This window comes from Rhizobium ecuadorense (genome assembly GCF_001187535.1).
Taxonomy (GTDB): domain Bacteria; phylum Pseudomonadota; class Alphaproteobacteria; order Rhizobiales; family Rhizobiaceae; genus Rhizobium; species Rhizobium ecuadorense.
In genome coordinates, this window is sequence record NZ_LFIO01000871.1 from 21,488 (window position 1) to 40,734 (window position 19,247).

General features: G+C 60.8%; 22 protein-coding genes. 18 read left to right on the forward strand and 4 right to left on the reverse strand.

The genetic code is table 11. The features are described 5' to 3' along the window. The first annotated feature begins 17 nt into the window (after positions 1-17). Genes AF337_RS15035 through dnaQ form a run of 4 tightly spaced genes read left to right on the forward strand, consistent with a single transcriptional unit; the run spans position 18 to position 2,808 of the window. Positions 18-617, forward strand: coding sequence for a Maf-like protein (locus AF337_RS15035; RefSeq protein WP_049732655.1), 600 nt, complete (start codon positions 18-20; stop codon positions 615-617). Next, positions 610-1,467: a shikimate dehydrogenase gene (locus AF337_RS15040; protein WP_049732656.1), complete on the forward strand. Its 858-nt coding sequence runs from the start codon at positions 610-612 to the stop codon at positions 1,465-1,467. Before AF337_RS15035 ends, AF337_RS15040 begins: the two co-directional genes overlap by 8 nt. Next, entirely contained in the window at positions 1,467-2,078 is a 612-nt protein-coding gene (gene coaE / locus AF337_RS15045; protein ID WP_049732657.1) for a dephospho-CoA kinase, read from the forward strand. The genes AF337_RS15040 and coaE overlap by 1 nt, the downstream gene beginning before the upstream one ends. Continuing rightward, entirely contained in the window at positions 2,071-2,808 is a 738-nt protein-coding gene (dnaQ, locus tag AF337_RS15050; RefSeq protein ID WP_049732658.1) for a DNA polymerase III subunit epsilon, read from the forward strand. The genes coaE and dnaQ overlap by 8 nt, the downstream gene beginning before the upstream one ends. A gap of 66 nt (positions 2,809-2,874) precedes the next feature. Here the strand turns inward: dnaQ and secB are convergent, their stop codons facing one another. Both secB and AF337_RS15060 read right to left on the reverse strand, forming a co-directional pair. Beyond that, positions 2,875-3,357, reverse strand: a complete 483-nt coding sequence (gene secB / locus AF337_RS15055; RefSeq protein WP_049732659.1) for a protein-export chaperone SecB — start codon at positions 3,355-3,357, stop codon at positions 2,875-2,877. A 101-nt stretch (positions 3,358-3,458) separates the two neighbouring features. After that, entirely contained in the window at positions 3,459-3,965 is a 507-nt protein-coding gene (locus AF337_RS15060) for an FxsA family protein (RefSeq protein ID WP_049732704.1), read from the reverse strand. Between the two features lie 131 nt (positions 3,966-4,096). On the opposite strand from AF337_RS15060, the gene AF337_RS15065 reads away from it, so the two are divergent. The 5 genes from AF337_RS15065 to gyrB all read left to right on the forward strand — a co-directional run bounded on the left by AF337_RS15065 (position 4,097) and on the right by gyrB (position 9,447). After that, positions 4,097-4,801 (forward strand): Tim44/TimA family putative adaptor protein, encoded by a 705-nt coding sequence (locus AF337_RS15065; RefSeq protein WP_049732660.1) that lies wholly within the window; start codon positions 4,097-4,099, stop codon positions 4,799-4,801. After that, positions 4,794-5,933, forward strand: coding sequence for a murein transglycosylase A (gene mltA, locus AF337_RS15070; RefSeq protein ID WP_049732661.1), 1,140 nt, complete (start codon positions 4,794-4,796; stop codon positions 5,931-5,933). Before AF337_RS15065 ends, mltA begins: the two co-directional genes overlap by 8 nt. Next, positions 5,933-6,502, forward strand: a complete 570-nt coding sequence (locus tag AF337_RS15075; protein WP_049732662.1) for a Smr/MutS family protein — start codon at positions 5,933-5,935, stop codon at positions 6,500-6,502. Before mltA ends, AF337_RS15075 begins: the two co-directional genes overlap by 1 nt. Continuing rightward, entirely contained in the window at positions 6,499-6,876 is a 378-nt protein-coding gene (locus tag AF337_RS15080; RefSeq protein WP_003544097.1) for a helix-turn-helix domain-containing protein, read from the forward strand. The genes AF337_RS15075 and AF337_RS15080 overlap by 4 nt, the downstream gene beginning before the upstream one ends. A 135-nt stretch (positions 6,877-7,011) precedes the next feature. Further along, positions 7,012-9,447, forward strand: coding sequence for a DNA topoisomerase (ATP-hydrolyzing) subunit B (gyrB, locus tag AF337_RS15085; protein ID WP_049732705.1), 2,436 nt, complete (start codon positions 7,012-7,014; stop codon positions 9,445-9,447). Positions 9,448-9,523: 76 nt separating this feature from the next. Here gyrB and AF337_RS15090 read toward each other — a convergent pair whose 3' ends face one another. Together AF337_RS15090 and AF337_RS15095 are read right to left on the reverse strand one after the other, a co-directional pair. Next, positions 9,524-10,123: a nitroreductase family protein gene (locus AF337_RS15090; RefSeq protein ID WP_049732663.1), complete on the reverse strand. Its 600-nt coding sequence runs from the start codon at positions 10,121-10,123 to the stop codon at positions 9,524-9,526. Between the two features lie 44 nt (positions 10,124-10,167). After that, positions 10,168-10,452 carry a DUF2218 domain-containing protein gene (locus AF337_RS15095; RefSeq protein ID WP_049732706.1) on the reverse strand — a complete coding sequence of 95 codons (285 nt, stop codon included), beginning with the start codon at positions 10,450-10,452 and terminating at the stop codon, positions 10,168-10,170. 171 nt (positions 10,453-10,623) lie between these two features. Here AF337_RS15095 and AF337_RS15100 point away from each other — a divergent pair, with 171 nt between their 5' ends. From AF337_RS15100 to accD, 9 genes are all read left to right on the forward strand, one after another. Continuing rightward, positions 10,624-11,583: a glutathione S-transferase family protein gene (locus AF337_RS15100; protein ID WP_082336813.1), complete on the forward strand. Its 960-nt coding sequence runs from the start codon at positions 10,624-10,626 to the stop codon at positions 11,581-11,583. Positions 11,584-11,724: 141 nt separating this feature from the next. Further along, positions 11,725-12,567, forward strand: a complete 843-nt coding sequence (locus AF337_RS15105; RefSeq protein WP_049732665.1) for a fumarylacetoacetate hydrolase family protein — start codon at positions 11,725-11,727, stop codon at positions 12,565-12,567. A 201-nt stretch (positions 12,568-12,768) separates the two neighbouring features. Next, the gene (locus AF337_RS15110; protein ID WP_049732666.1) at positions 12,769-14,049 is read left to right on the forward strand and encodes a polyhydroxyalkanoate depolymerase; all 1,281 of its coding nucleotides are present in this window, start codon (positions 12,769-12,771) and stop codon (positions 14,047-14,049) included. A 144-nt stretch (positions 14,050-14,193) separates the two neighbouring features. Then, on the forward strand, positions 14,194-14,628 hold the full coding sequence (locus AF337_RS15115; protein ID WP_003571403.1) for a DUF2852 domain-containing protein: 435 nt from the start codon (positions 14,194-14,196) through the stop codon (positions 14,626-14,628). Positions 14,629-14,715: 87 nt separating this feature from the next. Next, entirely contained in the window at positions 14,716-15,474 is a 759-nt protein-coding gene (locus AF337_RS15120) for a M48 family metallopeptidase (protein WP_049732667.1), read from the forward strand. 75 nt (positions 15,475-15,549) lie between these two features. Next, entirely contained in the window at positions 15,550-16,218 is a 669-nt protein-coding gene (locus AF337_RS15125; protein WP_049732668.1) for a phosphoribosylanthranilate isomerase, read from the forward strand. A gap of 2 nt (positions 16,219-16,220) precedes the next feature. Further along, the gene (gene trpB / locus AF337_RS15130) at positions 16,221-17,441 is read left to right on the forward strand and encodes a tryptophan synthase subunit beta (protein ID WP_049732669.1); all 1,221 of its coding nucleotides are present in this window, start codon (positions 16,221-16,223) and stop codon (positions 17,439-17,441) included. Positions 17,442-17,444: 3 nt separating this feature from the next. Continuing rightward, on the forward strand, positions 17,445-18,284 hold the full coding sequence (gene trpA / locus AF337_RS15135) for a tryptophan synthase subunit alpha (protein WP_049732670.1): 840 nt from the start codon (positions 17,445-17,447) through the stop codon (positions 18,282-18,284). Positions 18,285-18,322: 38 nt separating this feature from the next. After that, positions 18,323-19,228: an acetyl-CoA carboxylase, carboxyltransferase subunit beta gene (accD, locus tag AF337_RS15140; RefSeq protein WP_049732671.1), complete on the forward strand. Its 906-nt coding sequence runs from the start codon at positions 18,323-18,325 to the stop codon at positions 19,226-19,228. Positions 19,229-19,247: the final 19 nt, after the last annotated feature.

Consider the following 19,247-nt stretch of genomic DNA (forward strand, 5'->3'; position numbering starts at 1 on the left):
GCTCCATCGAGGAACCCATGACGCAGAAACTCATCCTCGCATCGTCGAGCCCCTTTCGGCGGATGCTGATGGAAAATGCCGGTCTATCCTTTGAGGCGCATGCCGCAAGGATCGATGAACGGGCGGTCGAGGCGCCGCTTGAGAAAGCCGGCGCAACACCGGATGCGGTGGCCCTCGTCCTGGCCAAGGCCAAAGCCGAGGATGTCAGTAGCCGTTTTCCGGACAGACTGGTCATCGGTTCGGATCAGACGATGTCGCTCGGCGATCGCGTCTTCCACAAGCCGCGCGATATGGCTGATGCCGCCAACCACCTTCAGGCGCTTTCCGGCGTGACCCACCGGCTGAACAGCGCCGTCGCGATCGTCAGCAATGGTGCAGTGGTGTGGGAACATCTCGCCCATGCCGATCTGACGATGCGGCCGTTGACGGTGGAATTCATTGCCAGGCATCTGGCGCGGGTTGGCGACAGGGCGCTGTCCAGCGTCGGCGCCTATCAGTTGGAGGGGGAGGGCATTCAGCTCTTCGAGAAAATCGAGGGTGACTATTTCACCATCCTCGGCCTGCCCATGCTGCCTCTCTTAAAAAAATTGCGAGACCTAGGAGCGATCGATGGGTGATTCACGTGAAACATTCGGGCCGAAAGCCTTTGTCACGGGCTTTCCGATCAAGCATTCGCGCTCGCCGTTGATCCACGGATATTGGCTGAAGACGCTGGGTCTGCCAGGCAGCTATCGCGCCCATGAAGTGGCGCCCGAGGCCTTTGCCGATTTCATCGCTACGCTGAAGGATGGCAGTTCCGGCTTTGTCGGCGGCAATGTCACCATTCCCCATAAGGAGCTGGCTTTCCGTCTCGCCGACAAGCCTGACGAATTATCGCACGAGCTCGGTGCGTCAAATACGCTTTGGCTGGAAGACGGTCTGCTGCAGGCGACGAATACCGACGGCCGCGGCTTCACCGCCAATCTCGACGAACGTCATCCGGGCTGGGACCGACATGACACGGCCGTCGTCTTTGGCGCCGGCGGCGCCAGCCGGGCGATCATCCAGGCGGTTCGAGACCGCGGTTTCAAAGAGATCCACGTCGTCAACCGAACCGTCGAACGGGCGCGTGAACTGGCCGATCGCTTCGGTCCGAAAGTTTTCGCCCATCCGGCCGCAGCACTTGCCGAAGTCATGAAAGGCGCCGGCCTCTTCATCAACACCACTTCGCTCGGCATGGACGGCGAGGTCGCACCCCAGCTCGATTTCACGCCGCTTGCAGCCGACGCCGTCGTCACCGATATCGTCTATATCCCCTTGAACACGCCGATCCTGGCGCAGGCGCAAGAACAGGGATTTTCCACTGTCGATGGCCTCGGTATGCTGCTGCATCAGGCCGTTCCGGGTTTTGAAAAATGGTTCGGCCAGCGTCCCGTCGTCGACGCCGCGCTGCGCGCGCTGATCATCGCGGATATGGAAGCCCATTGATGCTGAAGATCGGACTGACCGGCTCCATCGGTATGGGAAAATCGACGGCGGGCAAACTCTTCGCCGAGGCTGGAATCCCGCTGAACGATTCGGATGCCGTGGTCCACGATCTCTATGCCGGCGAAGCAGCACCCCTGGTGGATGCCGCCTTTCCCGGTACGATGAAGGATGGAGCCGTCGACCGGCACGAACTCGGCCGTCAGCTGGCGCTTGATCCCGATGGCTTCAAACGCCTCGAAGCGATCGTCCATCCGCTGGTGCGCAAACGTGAGACGCAATTTCTGAAGCGGCAGCGCGCCGCCGGTGCCGAGATGGTCGTCCTCGATATTCCGCTGCTCTTCGAAACCGGCGCCTGGGAAAGAGTGGATGTCGTCGTCGTCGTCAGCGCGGGTCCACAGATTCAGCGCGAGAGGGTGCTTGCGCGCGAAGGCATGACCGAGGAAAAATTCGAGATGATTCTCTCACGCCAGACGCCGGACACGGAAAAACGGCGCCGGGCGGATTATCTGATCGACAGCAGCCGCAGTATCGCGGAGACGAAGGAACGGGTGCTCGAGATTATCGCCGACCTGAAAATACGGATTGCCAAAGGAGATTTCCGGAATGCGTGAGATCATCTTCGATACGGAAACCACCGGCCTCGACAATCGCGCCGACCGCATCATCGAAATCGGCGGCATCGAGCTCTTCAACCATTTCCCCACCGGCAACGTGATCCATATCTTCATCAATCCCGGCGATCAGAAGGTTCATCCGGATGCGCTCGCCGTGCACGGCATTACCGACGAATTTCTGAAGGACAAGAAGCCTTTCGCGGAGGTCGCCGAAGAAATCCTTGCCTTCTTCGGCGATGCCAAGTGGATCGCCCACAACGCCACCTTCGATATGGGCTTCATCAACGCCGAATTGGCGCGGATCGGTTTGCCGCCGATCCTGCCAGAGCGGGTGGTCGATACGCTGTCGATGGCGCGGCGCAAACATCCGATGGGGCCGAATTCGCTCGACGCGCTCTGCCGCCGTTACGGCATCGACAATTCGCACCGCACCAAACACGGCGCGCTGCTCGACTCCGAACTGCTCGCCGAGGTCTATATCGAGATGATCGGCGGCAGGCAGGCAGCTTTCGGCCTGAGCATGACCGCTACATCGGGTCAGAATGGTCGCGGCGATGGGGCGGAGGAAGAGGATGTGGTGATTGCATCCGTGCTCGAGCGGCCCCGCCCGCTTGCCGCCCGCCTCAGCCAGTCCGAGGCGCAGGCGCATGAGGCGCTCGTCGCCAAGCTCGGCGAAAAAGGCATCTGGGCGAAATACGCCAACCTCGATCAAACCGGCCGCAATTAAACCGGCCTCAATTGAAAATGCCCGGGACCAGCCCGGGCATCCGCATCTCAGAGAAAAAACATCCGCTCAGTTCGGAACGGCCTGAACCTTGGCGCGGGCCTGTTCTTCGGCAACGCGCTGGGCGAACATCTGCGTGAAGTCGATCGGGTCGATCATCAGCGGCGGGAAACCGCCGTTGCGGGTGACGTCAGCGATGATCTGACGGGCGAAGGGGAAAAGCATGCGCGGGCACTCGATGAAGAGAACCGGCAGCATGTGTTCCTGCGGGAAACCAGCAACGCGGAAGACGCCGCCATAGGTGAGTTCGGCATGGAAAACCGTCTTGTCGCCGTCCTTGGCTTCGGCATTCAGCGACAGCACGACATCGAAATCCGTATCCGAAAGCGGGTTGGCGTTGACGTTCACATTGATGTTGATCGTCGGCGCCTTGTCACGGGCCTGCAGCGAACGCGGCGCGCCCGGATTTTCGAAGGAGAGATCCTTGGTATATTGCGCAAGGATCGAGAGGGTGGGGCTGGCCGCACCGTTGCTGTTGTTATCGTCTGCCATTGGCTTTTCCTCGAGGGGCATGGGAATGGTGCCGCCATCTAACATTTCAGGGAAGGGCTTACAACCCTGGGCGCTTGGCGCCGTTGATCGGTCGAAGTGCTTCAATCGCCAAGATGTTTGCCCGACCATGGCGAGTTGCGGTCCGGCTCCCTATGATAGTCCTCCTCGTCGAGATCGACCACCTTCGAATTCGGCTTGCGGTCGCGGAAATCGGGTTTTGGGCCGGTGGAAAAACCGCCCTCTGCATTGACGGTGACGAAGCGTTTGGCGATCGCCCGCCAGACGAGTTCGCGCACCGGCGGAATGAGAATGAGGATCGCGACGATATCGGTGAGGAAGCCGGGAATGATCAGCAGCAGCGAGGCGATGACGTTCATCGCCGGCCGCAGCAACTCGCGCCCCGGCATCACCCCGTTTCGTCCTTCGCTCGACATGCGGCGCAAAATACCGATGCCCTGCCGGCGCAGCAGAACCATCCCGAGAACGAAGCCCAGCATGACAAGCGCCAGCGTCAGCCACAATCCGATGGCCCGGCCGACGACGACGAAACCGGCAATTTCGGCGAGCGGCAGCAGCAGAATGAAAGCTGGCAGGATCGAAAAACGCATGGTCGTCATGTCCCGGGCTTGCCGGTCTCCTCTTGGCGCCGGCGAAGATGCCAGCCATCATTTGAATCATCTGTATAGGCAGACTATATGGGAGTACAAATCAGAGATGTTAACGGCGGCTGCGATACGATATGAGTTCGAACGACTTCATCACATTATTCTTCCTGGTGGCGGCTGTGCTGATTTTCTTTCAGCTCCGCTCCGTGCTGGGCCGCCGCACGGGAAATGAGAAGCCGCCGCGCGATCTCTATACACCGCGCGATGCGGCTCCGGCCGAAGCCGCCGATGCCGGCAAGGTCGTGACGCTGCCACGCCGCGATTCGACGAGCGAGGATGAGGATCGTTTCGCCGCCATCGATGCCTTCGCCGCACCCGGAACGCCGCTCAACGAATCGCTGCGGGCGCTGAACAAGGCCGATCCCGCCTTCAGCCCGAAGGAGTTTCTGAACGGCGCCCGTATGGCTTACGAGATGATCGTCATGGCCTATGCCGACGGCGACCGGAAAACGCTGAAGAACCTGCTGTCGCGCGAAGTCTATGACGGCTTCGAGGCGGCGATCGGCGAGCGCGAAAGCCGGGGCGAGAAGGTGAAGTCCACCTTCGTCGGCATCGACAAGGCCGAACTCACCCATGCGGAGACGAAGGGCAGCGAAGCGCAGATCACCGTTCGCATCATCAGCCAGCTGATATCGGCCACCTACGACAAGGCGGATGTGCTGATCGAAGGCGACGCCGAAAACGTCGCCGAGGTCAACGACCTCTGGACCTTCGCCCGCGACACCCGCTCGCGCGATCCGAACTGGAAACTCGTGGCGACCGAATCGGAACATGAGTGACCACGCGCCGGACTTCGTCCTGCAGGCCATAAGCTTCGACACTCTGGAAGGCTGGAGGGATGATGATCCCTCCGGCCTTTTTGAGGTCATGCGACGCTGCCGCCGCCAGATCAGCGATGTCAAACCCTACCGCACCGGATCGCTCGGCCTGAGCTCGGAAGATCTGCTTCCGCTTCTGCTGGCCGCCGAGGATTTCACGCCGTCATCGCCGGCATCGGCGCGCGCCTTCTTCGAGATGCATTGCCGGCCCTTCCTGATCCGCCGCAAGGATGGCAATCCCGGCTTCGTCACCGCCTTTTACGAACCTGAGATCGAGGTGTCGGAGCGGCCGGACGAGATATTCCGTTTCCCTTTCTACCGGCGCCCGGACGATCTGATCGATCTCGACGACGCCAATCGCCCCGCCGAGCTCGACAATTCCTATGCTTTCGGCCGCCTGCATAATGGCCGTATCGCTGCCTATCCGGATCGCCGCGCCATCGATCGCGGGTTTCTCGAAGGCCGCGGTCTCGAAATCGCCTGGGCGAAGTCGAAGGTCGACGTCTTCTTCGTGCATGTGCAGGGTGCGGCCCGTTTGCGCTACAGCGATGGCCGTATCGGCCGCATCACCTATGCGGCGAAGGCCGGCCATCCCTTCTCGGCGGTCGGCAAGCTGCTGATCGACCGGGGCGAGATTGCTCGCGCCGACATCTCGATGCAGACGATCCGAGCCTGGCTGGCGCGCAATCCCGAGCGCGTCGACGAGGTGCTGTGGCATAACCGCTCCTATATTTTCTTTCGCGAAGCGCTCTCGCAGGCTATCGGCCTGCGAACCGCCGATCCCGAGGCAGGTCCGATCGCCGCCGCCAAGGTGCCGCTTCTCGCCGGCCGCTCGCTTGCCGTCGACCGGCTGATCCATACATTCGGCTTTCCCTTTTTCATCCGCGCCGAAAGCCTCACCCATCTCGATCACGGCCGGCCCTTCCGCCGGCTGATGCTGGCGCTCGATACCGGCTCGGCGATCGTCGGCCCGGCGCGCGGCGATATCTTCACCGGCTCGGGGGATTTGGCGGGAGAAACGGCCGGCACCGTCCGCAACGATGCCGATTTCACCATCCTTATTCCCAAGGCCGCCGCCGGACGGTTCGACTGATGGCCAGGGATCGAAAACTCAGCGCCGATGAGAGGATCCTCTGGGGCAAGGTTGCGCGCAGCACCCGGCCGATGCCTGGTAAGGCGGGTGAGTTGAATGAACTCGATGCCTTTCTCGTCGAGGCCGAAGCCGCCGCCGAACAGGAGAAGGCCGGAAAGCAGGCATCCGCCGCGCCTCTGCCGCTGCAGCCGGCTGCGCCTTCGGCGTCGAAACCGTCGGCCGGCGTGCATCATCCGCTGGAGAAGCCGGTCAAGCGCAAGATCGCCAAGGGCCGGCTGGCGCTCGAAGCACGGATCGACCTGCACGGTCTGGTGCAGAGCGAGGCTCATGCCATCCTGCTCGATTTCCTGATCCGCGCCCACGAGCGCGGCATGCGTCATGTCTTGGTCATCACCGGCAAGGGCAGCTCGATGGGCAGCGACGGCGCGCTGAAGCGGGCCGTGCCGCTGTGGTTCTCGAAGCCGGAATTCCGCTACCTGATTTCCTCCTACGAGTCGGCCGCACAGCATCATGGCGGGGAGGGTGCGCTCTACATTCGCCTGTCGCGGCGGCATGGGGAAAGGCCATGACCCCCTTCGGAGAGGCGGTTCGCAGGCTGAGAGCGCGCAAGGGTGTCTCGCAGAAGGAGATGGCGGAAGCGCTGAATGTCTCGCCCGCCTATCTCTCGGCGCTGGAACATGGCAAGCGTGGTTTACCGACATTCGATCTGCTGCAGCGCATCGCCGGCTATTTCAACATCATCTGGGATGAGGCCGAGGAACTGTTTCTGCTCGCCCGCTCCTCCGATCCGCGTGTCGTCATCGACACCTCTGGCCTGCCGCCGGAATATACCGAATTTGCCAACCGATTGGCGCGGCGGATTCGCAACCTTGACAGTGCCGAGATCGGCCGGCTATCGGCTCTTCTCGAAAATGGCGGCAAAGGCGACGGAAAAGCGTCATAATCCCCTGTTTTATGCCTTGTTCGGGGGACTTGCCATTGGGAAGTGTGCCCAAAAAACCTATATACGAGAGTGAAGGAAGCCGGTGATTCGCAAGGCCCGCCGCAGCTTTACGACAACAGGGAAAATCTCGACAGAATGAGCGATACATCCGCGACGGAAAACGGCGTAAGCACCGAATATGGCGCAGATTCCATCAAGGTTCTGAAGGGCCTTGATGCCGTGCGCAAACGCCCCGGCATGTATATCGGCGATACCGACGACGGCTCCGGCCTTCACCACATGGTCTATGAAGTCGTCGACAACGCCATCGACGAAGCGCTTGCCGGCCATGCCGACATCGTCACCGTCTCGCTCAATCCGGATGGCTCGGTGACGGTCACCGATAACGGCCGCGGCATCCCGACCGACATTCATAGCGGCGAAGGCGTATCGGCGGCCGAAGTCATCATGACGCAGCTCCATGCCGGCGGCAAATTCGACCAGAATTCCTACAAGGTCTCCGGCGGTCTGCACGGCGTCGGCGTCTCCGTCGTCAACGCCTTGTCAGTCTGGCTGAAACTGAAGATCCGCCGCCAGGGCAACATCCATGAAATGAGCTTCACCCATGGCGTCGCCGATGCGCCGCTGAAGGTCACGGGCGAAGCGCCGAACGAGACCGGCACCGAAGTGAGCTTCATGCCGAGCAGCGATACCTTCACCATGACGGAGTTCGACTACGGCACACTGGAGCATCGCTTGCGCGAACTCGCCTTCCTGAACTCGGGCGTGCGCATCCTGCTGACCGACAAGCGCCATTCCGATATCAAGCAGGAAGAACTGCGCTATGACGGCGGCCTCGAGGCTTTCGTCGCCTATCTCGACCGGGCCAAGAAGTCGCTGGTCGACAAACCGGTCGCCATCCGCGGCGAAAAGGACGGCATCACCGTCGAAGTCGCGATGTGGTGGAACGACAGCTATCACGAGAACGTGCTCTGCTTCACCAACAACATTCCCCAGCGTGACGGCGGCACGCATATGGCCGGATTCCGCGCGGCATTGACGCGCCAGGTGGTGTCCTATGCCGATAATTCCGGCATCACCAAAAAGGAAAAGGTGACGCTGCAGGGCGAAGATTGCCGCGAGGGCCTGACCGCGGTTCTGTCGGTCAAGGTGCCCGATCCGAAATTCTCCTCGCAGACCAAGGATAAGCTCGTCTCCTCGGAAGTGCGTCCCGTTGTCGAAAGCCTCGTCAACGAGGCGCTGAACACCTGGTTCGAAGAGCATCCGAGTGAAGCAAAGATTCTCGTCGGCAAGGTCGTCGAAGCCGCCGCGGCGCGCGAAGCTGCCCGCAAGGCGCGCGAATTGACCCGCCGCAAGGGCGCTCTCGATATCGCCTCGCTGCCCGGCAAGCTTGCCGACTGCTCCGAACGTGACCCGGCAAAATCCGAAGTCTTCCTCGTCGAGGGTGATTCGGCCGGCGGCTCGGCCAAGCAGGGCCGGTCGCGCGAAAACCAGGCGATCCTGCCGTTGCGCGGCAAGATCCTGAACGTCGAACGCGCCCGTTTCGACAAGATGCTGTCGAGCCAGGAAATCGGCACGCTGATCACCGCGCTCGGCACCGGCATCGGCAAGGACGAGTTCAATGCCGAGAAGCTGCGCTACCATAAAATCATCATCATGACGGACGCCGATGTCGACGGCGCCCATATCCGCACCCTGCTGCTGACCTTCTTCTTCCGCCAGATGCCGGAGCTGATCGAACGCGGTCATCTCTACATTGCCCAGCCGCCGCTCTATAAGGTCGCGCGCGGCAAGTCGGTGCAGTATCTGAAGGACGAAAAGGCGCTCGAGGAATATCTCATCAGCCAGGGTCTGGAAGATGCGGCGCTGAAGCTCGGCAGCGGCGAAGTCCGCACCGGCCAGGATCTGCGCGAGGTCATCCTCGACGCGCTGCGCATGCGCGCTTTGCTCGACAATCTCCATTCGCGTTACAATCGTGCGGTCATCGAACAGGCGGCGATCGCCGGTGCCCTCAATGCCGAGCTCGTCAGCGACCGGGCAAGAGCGCAGGCATTGACGAGCGAGGTGGCACGCCGTCTCGACATTATCGCCGAGGAAACCGAACGCGGCTGGCAGGGCGATCTGAGCAGCGATGGCGGCCTGCGCCTTGAACGCATGGTCCGCGGCGTCAAGGAGATCGTCGTGCTCGACATGGCGCTGATCGGCTCCTCGGATGCCCGGCACATCGATCAGCTGACGTCACGGCTCAAGGAAATCTATCAGACGCCGCCGTCGCTGCATCGCCGCGAAGGCGACCTCGAGATCTCAGGCCCGCGCGCCTTGCTCGACGCAATCTTTGCAACCGGCCGCAAGGGCCTGACCATGCAGCGATACAAGGGTCTTGGTGAGATGAACGCCGAGCAGCTCTGGGAAACGACGCTCGATCCGAACGTGCGTTCGCTGCTGCAGGTCAAGGTCAACGACGCCACCGATGCCGACGGCCTCTTCGCCCGGCTGATGGGGGATGAAGTCGAACCGCGGCGCGAATTCATCCAGGACAACGCATTGAGCGTCGCAAACCTCGATATCTGATTGGTATTTCTTCAATAAAAGCCCCGCCGCTCCCCGTGAACGGCGGGGCTTTTTCGTCCACTTTTGCTGGAATTGCTCAGTTCGCGACGAAACGGCCGTTGAAAGCCACCTCGGAGAGCGGCTTGCGCTGGCTGGGGAATTCGCGCGCTTGATTGCGCTCGGAAAGGACGCTCTTGTCGGCCAGACGGCCGACGGCAACACCGGCCTCCACCCGGTAGCCCTCGGGAATGCCAAACGTCTTGCTGATCTCGTCGTGTTTGATGCCGGCCATGCCATGGGCATAGAACCCCGAGAGACGGGCCTGGAGCGCCAAATATCCCCAGGCGGTGCCGGCGTCGAAGGTATGGGTGTAGCTGGGCTTTTCCTCGGCGGAACCGGCCGCGCCGGTAAAGCTGCGCGACACGACGAAGATCAGCGCCGACGCATTCCTAGCCCATTCCTGATTGGCGTCGACGAGCAATGCGACGAATGTCTCCCAATGCTGAGAACCCTTGAGCGCATAGATGAAGCGCCAGGGTTGGTGGTTGGATGAGGAGGGCGCCCAATGGGCGGCATCGAGCAGGCTGAGCAGTTGTGCCTCCTCGATGATTTCGCCGGTGAAGGCGCGGGGCGACCAGCGGTCGAGAAACATCGGATCAATCGGATATTGGGATTCGCGGCTGTTGCTTTTTGTCATGCTGGTTCCGGGAGCTGGAGGCGGAATTCGGATCGGGGCTTGGGTCAGTCCGTCCAGACGATGTCGAGCTCCTCGCGGAAGGCGAAGCGCTTGAGATGATCGTCGATGACACCCTGCATCCTTGCCTGCTGTGCGGGATCGGCGACGGAAAGTATCATGGTCAGGCCCGCATCGTCGGCGGCAAACGTCACCTCGGCCGTCTCGCTGAACGGCACCCGGCCCTTATGCGGATCGAAATCGACGCTGAATTTATGGCTCCAGTGTTTGCAGAGCTGCTGCAGGTAGCGGCTTGCATGCTCGGTGCGCACGACGGCTTGGGAGAGGTGCATGTCGAACTCCATCTCATCTCGGACTGCAGCCACTCATATTTCCTGCTTCGCAGCCTTGGCAAGCGTATCGTCGTCGCAGTCGGGGTGTACAGACTGTCTCCATAAAGGCGGCCTCACACCGCCGGCGAAGCAGGATAATGGAAGCCTAGTCAATCGGTCGGAGAGTTGTGCATGCTGGTGAAGGGAAAATGGACGGAGGACTGGCAGCCCGTCCAGGCAAAGGACGAGAAGGGCGGCTTCGTCAGGCAGACCTCGAGTTTCCGCAACTGGGTGACGCCGGATGGTAGCGCCGGGCCGACCGGCGAGGGCGGCTTCAAAGCCAGCGCCGGCCGTTACCATCTCTATGTCGCCTATATCTGTCCCTGGGCGTCGCGCACTCTGATCGGCCGCACGCTGAAGGGGCTGGAAGACACCATTTCCGTTTCCGTCGTCGAGCCGCTGTTGACAAAACAGGGCTGGCGCTTCGGCGATTATCCCGGCGCGACGGAGGATCATGTCAACGGCACGGCCTATCTGCACGAAATCTATTCCAGGGCGGCGCCGGATTTCACCGGGCGGGCCACCGTGCCGGTTCTCTGGGACAAGCAGAGAAAGACCATCGTCAACAATGAATCCGCCGATATCCTGCGCATGCTGAACAGCGGCTTCGGCGACCTGGCGAAAAACCCGATCGATCTCTATCCGGCCGAAAGACGCAACGCGATCGATGCTTTCAACGACCGCATCTATCCGGCCCTGAATAACGGCGTCTATCGCGCTGGTTTCGCCACCACGCAGCCTGCTTACGAAGAAGCCTTCGCCGAGGTCTTTGCCTGCCTCGACTGGGTCGAGCCGCAGCTCGAGGATCGGTCCTTTCTTTTCGCCGGGCATCCGACCGAAAGCGATATCCGGCTCTTCGTCACCCTCGTGCGCTTCGACGTCGCCTATCACGGTATCTTCAAATGCAATCTGCGCCGGCTTTCCGACTATGCCAAGCTGCGCGCCTTCTGCCGCCGCATGCTGGATTGGCCGGGCATCGCGGAAACGGTCAACCTCGACCATATCAAGCGCGGCTACTACTCGATCGAAAGTCTCAACCCGGCAGGGATCGTTCCCGTCGGTCCCGATCTTGCAGAAATTTTCAAAGCATAAGGCCGCAATTCATGCGGTTTGGGCCGAAATCCATTCGAATTTCAAGGAAAGGCGTACCGCTTCGCGGCAAAGCCGTAATGACACCGGTGAATAATTCGTTCATAGGTGGCTGCAAATCCGTTTTCCATGAGGAGGAATTCCATGAAGCTGATGCGTGTTGGCCAAGCGGGCAATGAAAAACCCGCGCTTCTCGATGCCGATGGCAAGATCCGCGATCTTTCCGGTCACGTTGCCGATATCGGCGGTGAGGCGATCTCGCCGGCGGGCCTTGCAAAGATCGCGGCAATCGATCCGAAGAGCCTACCGGAGCTTGCCCCCGGTCGTATCGGCGCCTGCGTTGCCGGCACCGGCAAATTCATCTGCATCGGCCTCAATTTCTCCGACCATGCCGCCGAAACCGGCGCCACGGTGCCGCCCGAGCCGGTGATCTTCATGAAGGCGACCTCGGCCATCGTTGGTCCGAATGACAGCGTCCGGATCCCGCGCGGTTCGGAAAAGACCGATTGGGAGGTCGAACTCGGCGTCGTCATCGGCAAGACCGCGAAATATGTCAGCGAAGCCGACGCGCTCGATTACGTCGCCGGCTATTGCGTGTCGCATGATGTTTCCGAGCGCGCCTTCCAGACGGAACGCGCCGGTCAGTGGACCAAGGGCAAATCCTGCGACACCTTCGGACCGATCGGTCCCTGGCTGGTCACCAAGGACGAGATCGCCGATCCGCAAAACCTCGGCATGTGGCTGAAGGTCAACGGCCAGACGATGCAGAACGGCTCGTCCAAGACCATGGTCTATGGTGTCGCCCATATCGTTGCCTATCTCAGCCAGTTCATGTCGCTGCATCCGGGCGACGTCATCTCCACCGGAACGCCTCCTGGTGTCGGCATGGGCATGAAACCGCCACATTATCTCAAGGCCGGCGATGTGGTCGAACTTGGCATCGAGGGTCTCGGCACGCAGAAGCAGACCTTCGTAGCGGATCATTAACGACGCTTTCCGCTGAGAAACTTAAGTTTTCCAGTCGATACTGATGCCGGAGAGTCACTTCTCCGGCATTTCTTGTGCGGTCTGGTTCGTCCATGTTGCTGTGCAACAAAAAACTGTTAGTCTGAGTAACGTGCCCGCGTAACGGAAAGATTCGATGCGTTTCAATCGGCGTCATCTTTTCGATAGAGAAAGGTGGCGCCTTTGTTTTATCAGCTTTATGAATTGAACCATGCCGCTATGGCGCCGTTTCGCGCCGCGGCCGATATCATGCGGTTTGCCTATGCCAATCCGCTCAATCCGTTTTCGCATACGCCGCTCGGCCGGACGATGGCCGCAAGTCTCGAAATGTTCGAACGCACGACGCGCCGCTACGGCAAGCCGGAATTCGGGCTGAAGCAGACGACGATCGGCGATCAGATGGTTTTTGTTCGCGAAGAGGTCGTCTGGTCGCGGCCCTTCTGCAATCTGCTGCATTTCGCCCGCAATGTTCCACCCGCCGCCCGCGGCAACGATCCGCGCATTCTGATCGTCGCGCCGATGTCCGGCCATTATGCGACGCTGTTGCGCGGCACGGTGGAGGCGCTGCTGCCGAGTGCCGATGTCTATATCACCGACTGGATCGACGCCCGCATGGTGCCGATGACGGAAGGCAGATTCGATTTCGACGATTATGTCGACTACGTTATCGAGATGCTGCATTTCCTCGGCCACGACACGCATGTGATCGCCGTCTGTCAGCCGTCCGTTCCGGTGCTGGCCGCTGCTGCGGTCATGGAGGAAGCCAATGATCCGCTGTCGCCGGCGTCGATGACGTTGATGGGCGGCCCGATCGACACGCGCATCAACCCGACGGCGGTCAACAAGCTTGCCCAGGAGCGGTCGCTGCAGTGGTTCTCCGACAATGTCATCATGAACGTGCCCTGGCCGCAGCCGGGCTTCATGCGCCCGGTCTATCCTGGATTCCTGCAGCTTTCGGGATTCATGTCGATGAATCTCGACCGGCATCTCGTCGCCCACAAGGAATTCTTCATGCATCTCGTGAAGAACGACGGCGAACCGGAAAAACATCGCGATTTCTACGACGAATATCTCGCCGTCATGGATTTGACCGCCGAATTCTACCTGCAGACAGTCGAGCAGGTCTTCATCAAGCATTCGCTGCCGAAGGGCGAACTGATGCATCGCGGCAAACGCGTCGATCCGGCAGCCATCCGCAAAGTGGCGCTTCTGACCGTCGAAGGCGAGAATGACGATATCTCGGGGGTCGGCCAGACAAAGGCGGCGCAGACAATCTGCGTGAACATTCCTGCAGATATGCGCATGCATTATCTGCAGCCGGATGTCGGCCATTATGGTGTCTTCAACGGCTCGCGGTTCCGGCGCGAGATCGCGCCGCGCATCCTCGATTTCGTCCGGCAACATTCCCGTTCTGCCGTCAAGCCACCGGTGCCGCGTGTCATCAAGGGCGGCCGCACGGCCTAAATCAGGCATAGCTGAATTAGCAAAACGGATTCAAGGCCTTGTCCGATTTCACGGGCAATCGTCTTGAAGGTCGTTATTGCGGTAACCACATCGATTTCAGCGTTCGGTATCCTGCCGGGCGTGGAAAGCGAGGATACCCGCACGATGAACCAGTCAGCATTGCTTCGACCGGATTGGACTCCGGCTACCATTGCCCTGATGATTCTCGGCTTCATGGTTTTCTGGCCTCTGGGTCTTGCCATGCTTGCCTACATCATCTTCGGCGACCGTCTGCGCGGCTTCAAGCGTGACGTCAACCAGGCGACCGATGGCTTCTTCGCCTCCTGCCGCCGTTCGAACGGCCGTCACCGCCCGCATTTCTCGACCGGCAACGTCGCCTTCGACGACTGGCGCAAGGCCGAGATCGACCGGATCGAGGAAGAGCGCCGCAAGCTCGATGAAATGCGCGAGGAATTCGACGCCTATATGCGCGAACTTCGCCGCGCCAAGGACCAGGAAGAGTTCGATCGCTTCATGCGTGACCGCAAGAACGCCAAGCGTGACGACAATGGCCCGGTCGCCGAATACCAGACGCCATGACGGCCTGAATACTGAATTGATGACCGGCATCTCCCGATGCCGGTTTTTCTATGTCCGCTCCGCCGGCGAATCGGATAGAAAACACCCATGTTCTCGCTTCTGAAGACAAGGCCGAAAGCCCGGAAACCGGCCCCGCCCGAAACGCGGACGCTTGACGTGGCCGGCCGGCTGATGCCGTTGACGATCAAGCAGCACGACCGGGCAACGCGCATCACCTTGCGCATCGAGCCGGGCGGCCGGGCCTTGAAGATGACGGTGCCGAAAGGTCTTGCGGCGCGCGAGGTCGATGCCTTTCTCGATCGGCACCAGGGTTGGCTGCTCACCAAACTTGCCAAGTTTTCGACCGATGCCTGCCTGCGCGACGGCGGCGAAATTCTCTTTCGCGGCCTTTCCCATCGCATCCAGCATACCGGCAGTTTGCGCGGGCTGACGGAGGCGGTTTCGATAGACGGCAGACCGGTGCTGCGCGTCAGCGGAATGGAGGAACATGTCGGACGGCGCATCGCAGCCTTTCTGAAGAAGGAGGCGCGCGCCGAACTGGTAAAGCTGGCGACGATGCATGCCGCAACGATCCGGGCGCCGATCCGCTCGATCTCGATGAAGGACACGCGCAGCCGCTGGGGCTCGTGTTCATCAGAGGGAAATCTGAGCTTTTCCTGGCGCATCGTCATGGCGCCGCCCTCGGTGATCGATTATCTCGCCGCCCACGAAGTTGCCCATCTCAGGGAGATGAATCACGGGCCTCGCTTCTGGGCGCTTTGCAAGAAGCTCTGCCCCGGCATGGAGGAAGCGAAATCCTGGCTGAAGCGGCACGGAAGCCAGCTGCACGCCATTGATTTCGACTGACCGACGTTGGCGCTAAATGCAGCCTAGCACGCAAATTGGCTCGACTCTTGCTGCATTTCGTGTCACTTCGCTGCCATGAAACCCGATATCAAGATCTGTGGCTTGAAGACGCCCGAAGCGATCGATCGTGCGCTGAAACGCGGCGCGACCCATATCGGTTTTATCTTTTTCGAAAAGAGCCCACGCTACATCGAGCCGGACCTGGCGGGTAAACTGGCCGAACCGGCACGCGGCAAGGCGAAGATCGTCGCCGTCGTCGTCGATCCCACCAATGACGAGCTGGATGAGATCGTCTCGCTGTTGAAGCCGGATATTCTGCAGCTGCACGGCAACGAGAGCCCCGAACATGTGCTGACGATCAAGGCGCTCTATGGCCTGCCGGTCATGAAAGTCTTTTCCGTGCGCACGGCCGACGATCTGAAGCGCGTTGAAGCCTATATCGGCATCGCCGACCGTTTCCTGTTCGACGCGAAAGCGCCGAAGGGTTCGGAACTGCCCGGCGGCAACGGCATTTCCTTCGACTGGAGCCTTTTGAGCTGGCTCGACGGCAGCATCGACTACATGCTCTCCGGCGGGCTGAACAAGGACAATGTCGCGGATGCGCTTGTGAAGACCAAGGCGCGTGGTATCGACGTCTCCTCGGGTGTCGAAACCGAGCCTGGCGTCAAGAGCGTCGCAATGATCGATGAATTTTTCGATGCGGTCGAAGAGGCGGATGCGCCTGTCATGGCCTCAGGGAGTTGAGAGTGAACGAAACGCCTAAACCGAATTCCTTCCGTTCCGGGCCCGATGAAGACGGCCGTTTCGGCATCTATGGCGGTCGTTTCGTTGCCGAAACATTGATGCCTTTGATCCTCGATCTGCAGGACGAGTGGGATAAGGCGAAGAACGACCCGGCATTCCAGGCCGAATTGAAGCATCTCGGCGCCCATTATATCGGCCGCCCGAGCCCGCTCTATTTCGCCGAACGGCTGACGGCCGAACTCGGCGGCGCGAAGATTTATTTCAAACGCGAGGAACTGAACCACACCGGTTCGCACAAGATCAACAATTGCATCGGCCAGATCCTGCTCGCCAAGCGCATGGGCAAGACCCGCATCATCGCCGAAACCGGCGCCGGCCAGCACGGTGTCGCCTCGGCCACCGTTGCCGCGCGCTTCGGCCTTCCCTGTGTCGTTTATATGGGCGCCACCGACGTGGAGCGTCAGGCGCCGAACGTTTTCCGCATGAAGCTGCTCGGCGCGGAGGTCAAGCCGGTGACGGCGGGCAGCGGCACGCTGAAGGATGCCATGAACGAGGCGCTTCGCGACTGGGTCACCAATGTCGAGGATACCTATTACCTGATCGGAACGGCGGCCGGTCCGCACCCCTATCCGGAGATGGTCCGCGATTTCCAGTCGGTGATCGGCACGGAAGCGAAAGAGCAGATGCTGGCAGCCGAAGGCCGCCTGCCGGATCTCGTCGTCGCTGCCGTCGGCGGCGGTTCGAACGCGATCGGCATTTTCCATCCTTTCCTCGATGATCCCACCGTGAAGATCGTCGGCGTCGAAGCCGGCGGCAAGGGCCTGCAGGGCGACGAACATTGCGCCTCGATCACCGCCGGTTCTCCGGGTGTGCTGCACGGCAACCGCACCTATCTGCTCCAGGATGGCGACGGCCAGATCAAGGAAGGCCATTCGATTTCGGCCGGTCTCGATTATCCCGGCATCGGCCCTGAGCATTCCTGGCTGAACGATACCGGCCGCGTCGACTATGTGCCGATCATGGATCACGAAGCGCTTGAGGCCTTCCAGATCCTGACCCGCCTCGAAGGCATCATCCCGGCGCTCGAGCCTTCGCACGCGATTGCCGAGGTGATCAAGCGCGCACCGAAGATGGGCAAGGACGAGATCATCCTGATGAATCTCTCCGGCCGCGGCGACAAGGATATCTTCACCGTCGGCAAGATTCTGGGAATGGGACTGTAAGACATGACCGCACGCATGGACAAACGCTTTGCCGAGCTGAAGGCCGAGGGCCGTCCGGCGCTTGTGACCTATTTCATGGGCGGCGATCCTGATTACGACACCTCGCTCGGCATCATGAAGGCGCTGCCGGAAGCGGGTTCCGACATTATCGAGCTCGGCATGCCCTTTTCCGATCCGATGGCCGACGGCCCGGCGATTCAGCTCGCCGGTCAGCGTGCGCTGAAAGGCGGCCAGACGCTGAAGAAGACGCTGCAGCTGGCGGCCGATTTCCGCAAGACCAACGACGCCACGCCGATCGTGATGATGGGCTACTACAACCCGATCTATATTTACGGCGTCGAGACATTCCTCGACGACGCGATCGCTGCCGGCATCGACGGCCTGATCGTCGTCGATCTGCCGCCTGAAATGGACGACGAACTCTGCATCCCGGCGATCCGCAAAGGCATCAATTTCATCCGCTTGGCGACGCCGACGACGGATGAGAAGCGCCTGCCGAAGGTTTTGAAGAACACCTCCGGCTTCGTCTATTACGTCTCGATGAACGGCATCACCGGTTCGGCGCTACCGGATCCGTCGCTGGTGTCGGGCGCGGTCGAACGCATCAAGCAGCACACGCAACTGCCCGTCTGCGTCGGCTTCGGCGTCAAGACGGCCGAACACGCCAAGGTCATCGGCGGTTCGGCCGACGGCGTCGTTGTCGGCACCGCCATCGTCAATCAGGTCGCCACGAGCTTGACCGCTGACGGCAAGGCGACGGCGGACACGGTTCAGGCTGTTGCCACGCTGGTGCGCGGCCTTTCCACGGGAACACGTTCGGCGCGCCTTGTTGCTGCCGAATAGTTTGCCCACATTGGCACCAGTCAGTTAGGAGAATTGAGTTGAACTGGATCACTAACTACGTTCGCCCGCGGATCAATTCCATGCTGGGCCGTCGCGAAGTGCCGGAGAACCTCTGGATCAAGTGCCCGGAAACCGGCGAAATGGTCTTCCACAAGGATCTGGAAGGCAACAAATGGGTCATTCCGGCCTCCGGCTATCACATGAAGATGCCGGCCAAGGCTCGCCTCGCCGATCTGTTCGACAATGGCGAATATGAATCGCTGCCGCAGCCGAAGGTCGCCCAGGACCCGCTGAAATTCCGCGATTCGAAGAAATATAGCGATCGCCTGCGTGACAGCCGCCTGAAGACGGAGCAGGAGGATACGATCCTTGCCGGCCTCGGAAAGGTGCAGGGGCTGAAACTCGTGGCGGTCGTGCACGAATTCAACTTTATCGGCGGTTCGCTCGGCATGGCTGCCGGGGAAGCGATTGTTAAGGCTTTCGAGCGTGCGACCTCGGAAAAGTGCCCGCTGGTGATGTTCCCCGCTTCCGGCGGCGCGCGCATGCAGGAAGGCATCCTGTCGCTGATGCAGCTGCCGCGCACGACGGTTGCCGTCGACCTGCTGAAGGAATCCGGTCAGCCCTATATCGTCGTCCTGACCAACCCGACGACAGGCGGCGTAACGGCTTCCTACGCCATGCTCGGCGATATTCATCTGGCCGAGCCGGGCGCCGAAATCGGCTTTGCCGGCAAGCGCGTCATCGAGCAGACCTTGCGCGAAAAACTGCCCGAAGGCTTCCAGACCTCCGAATATCTGCTGGAACATGGTATGGTGGATATGGTCGTCAAGCGTCACGATATCCCGGAAACGCTGGCGCGGGTCCTGAAGATCCTGACGAAGAAGCCGGTTTCGGCGGCGAATACCATGAATGGCGGCGCGATCGCTCTGGCGGCGAGCGCCTGATAACCGATAGGGCGGGGTG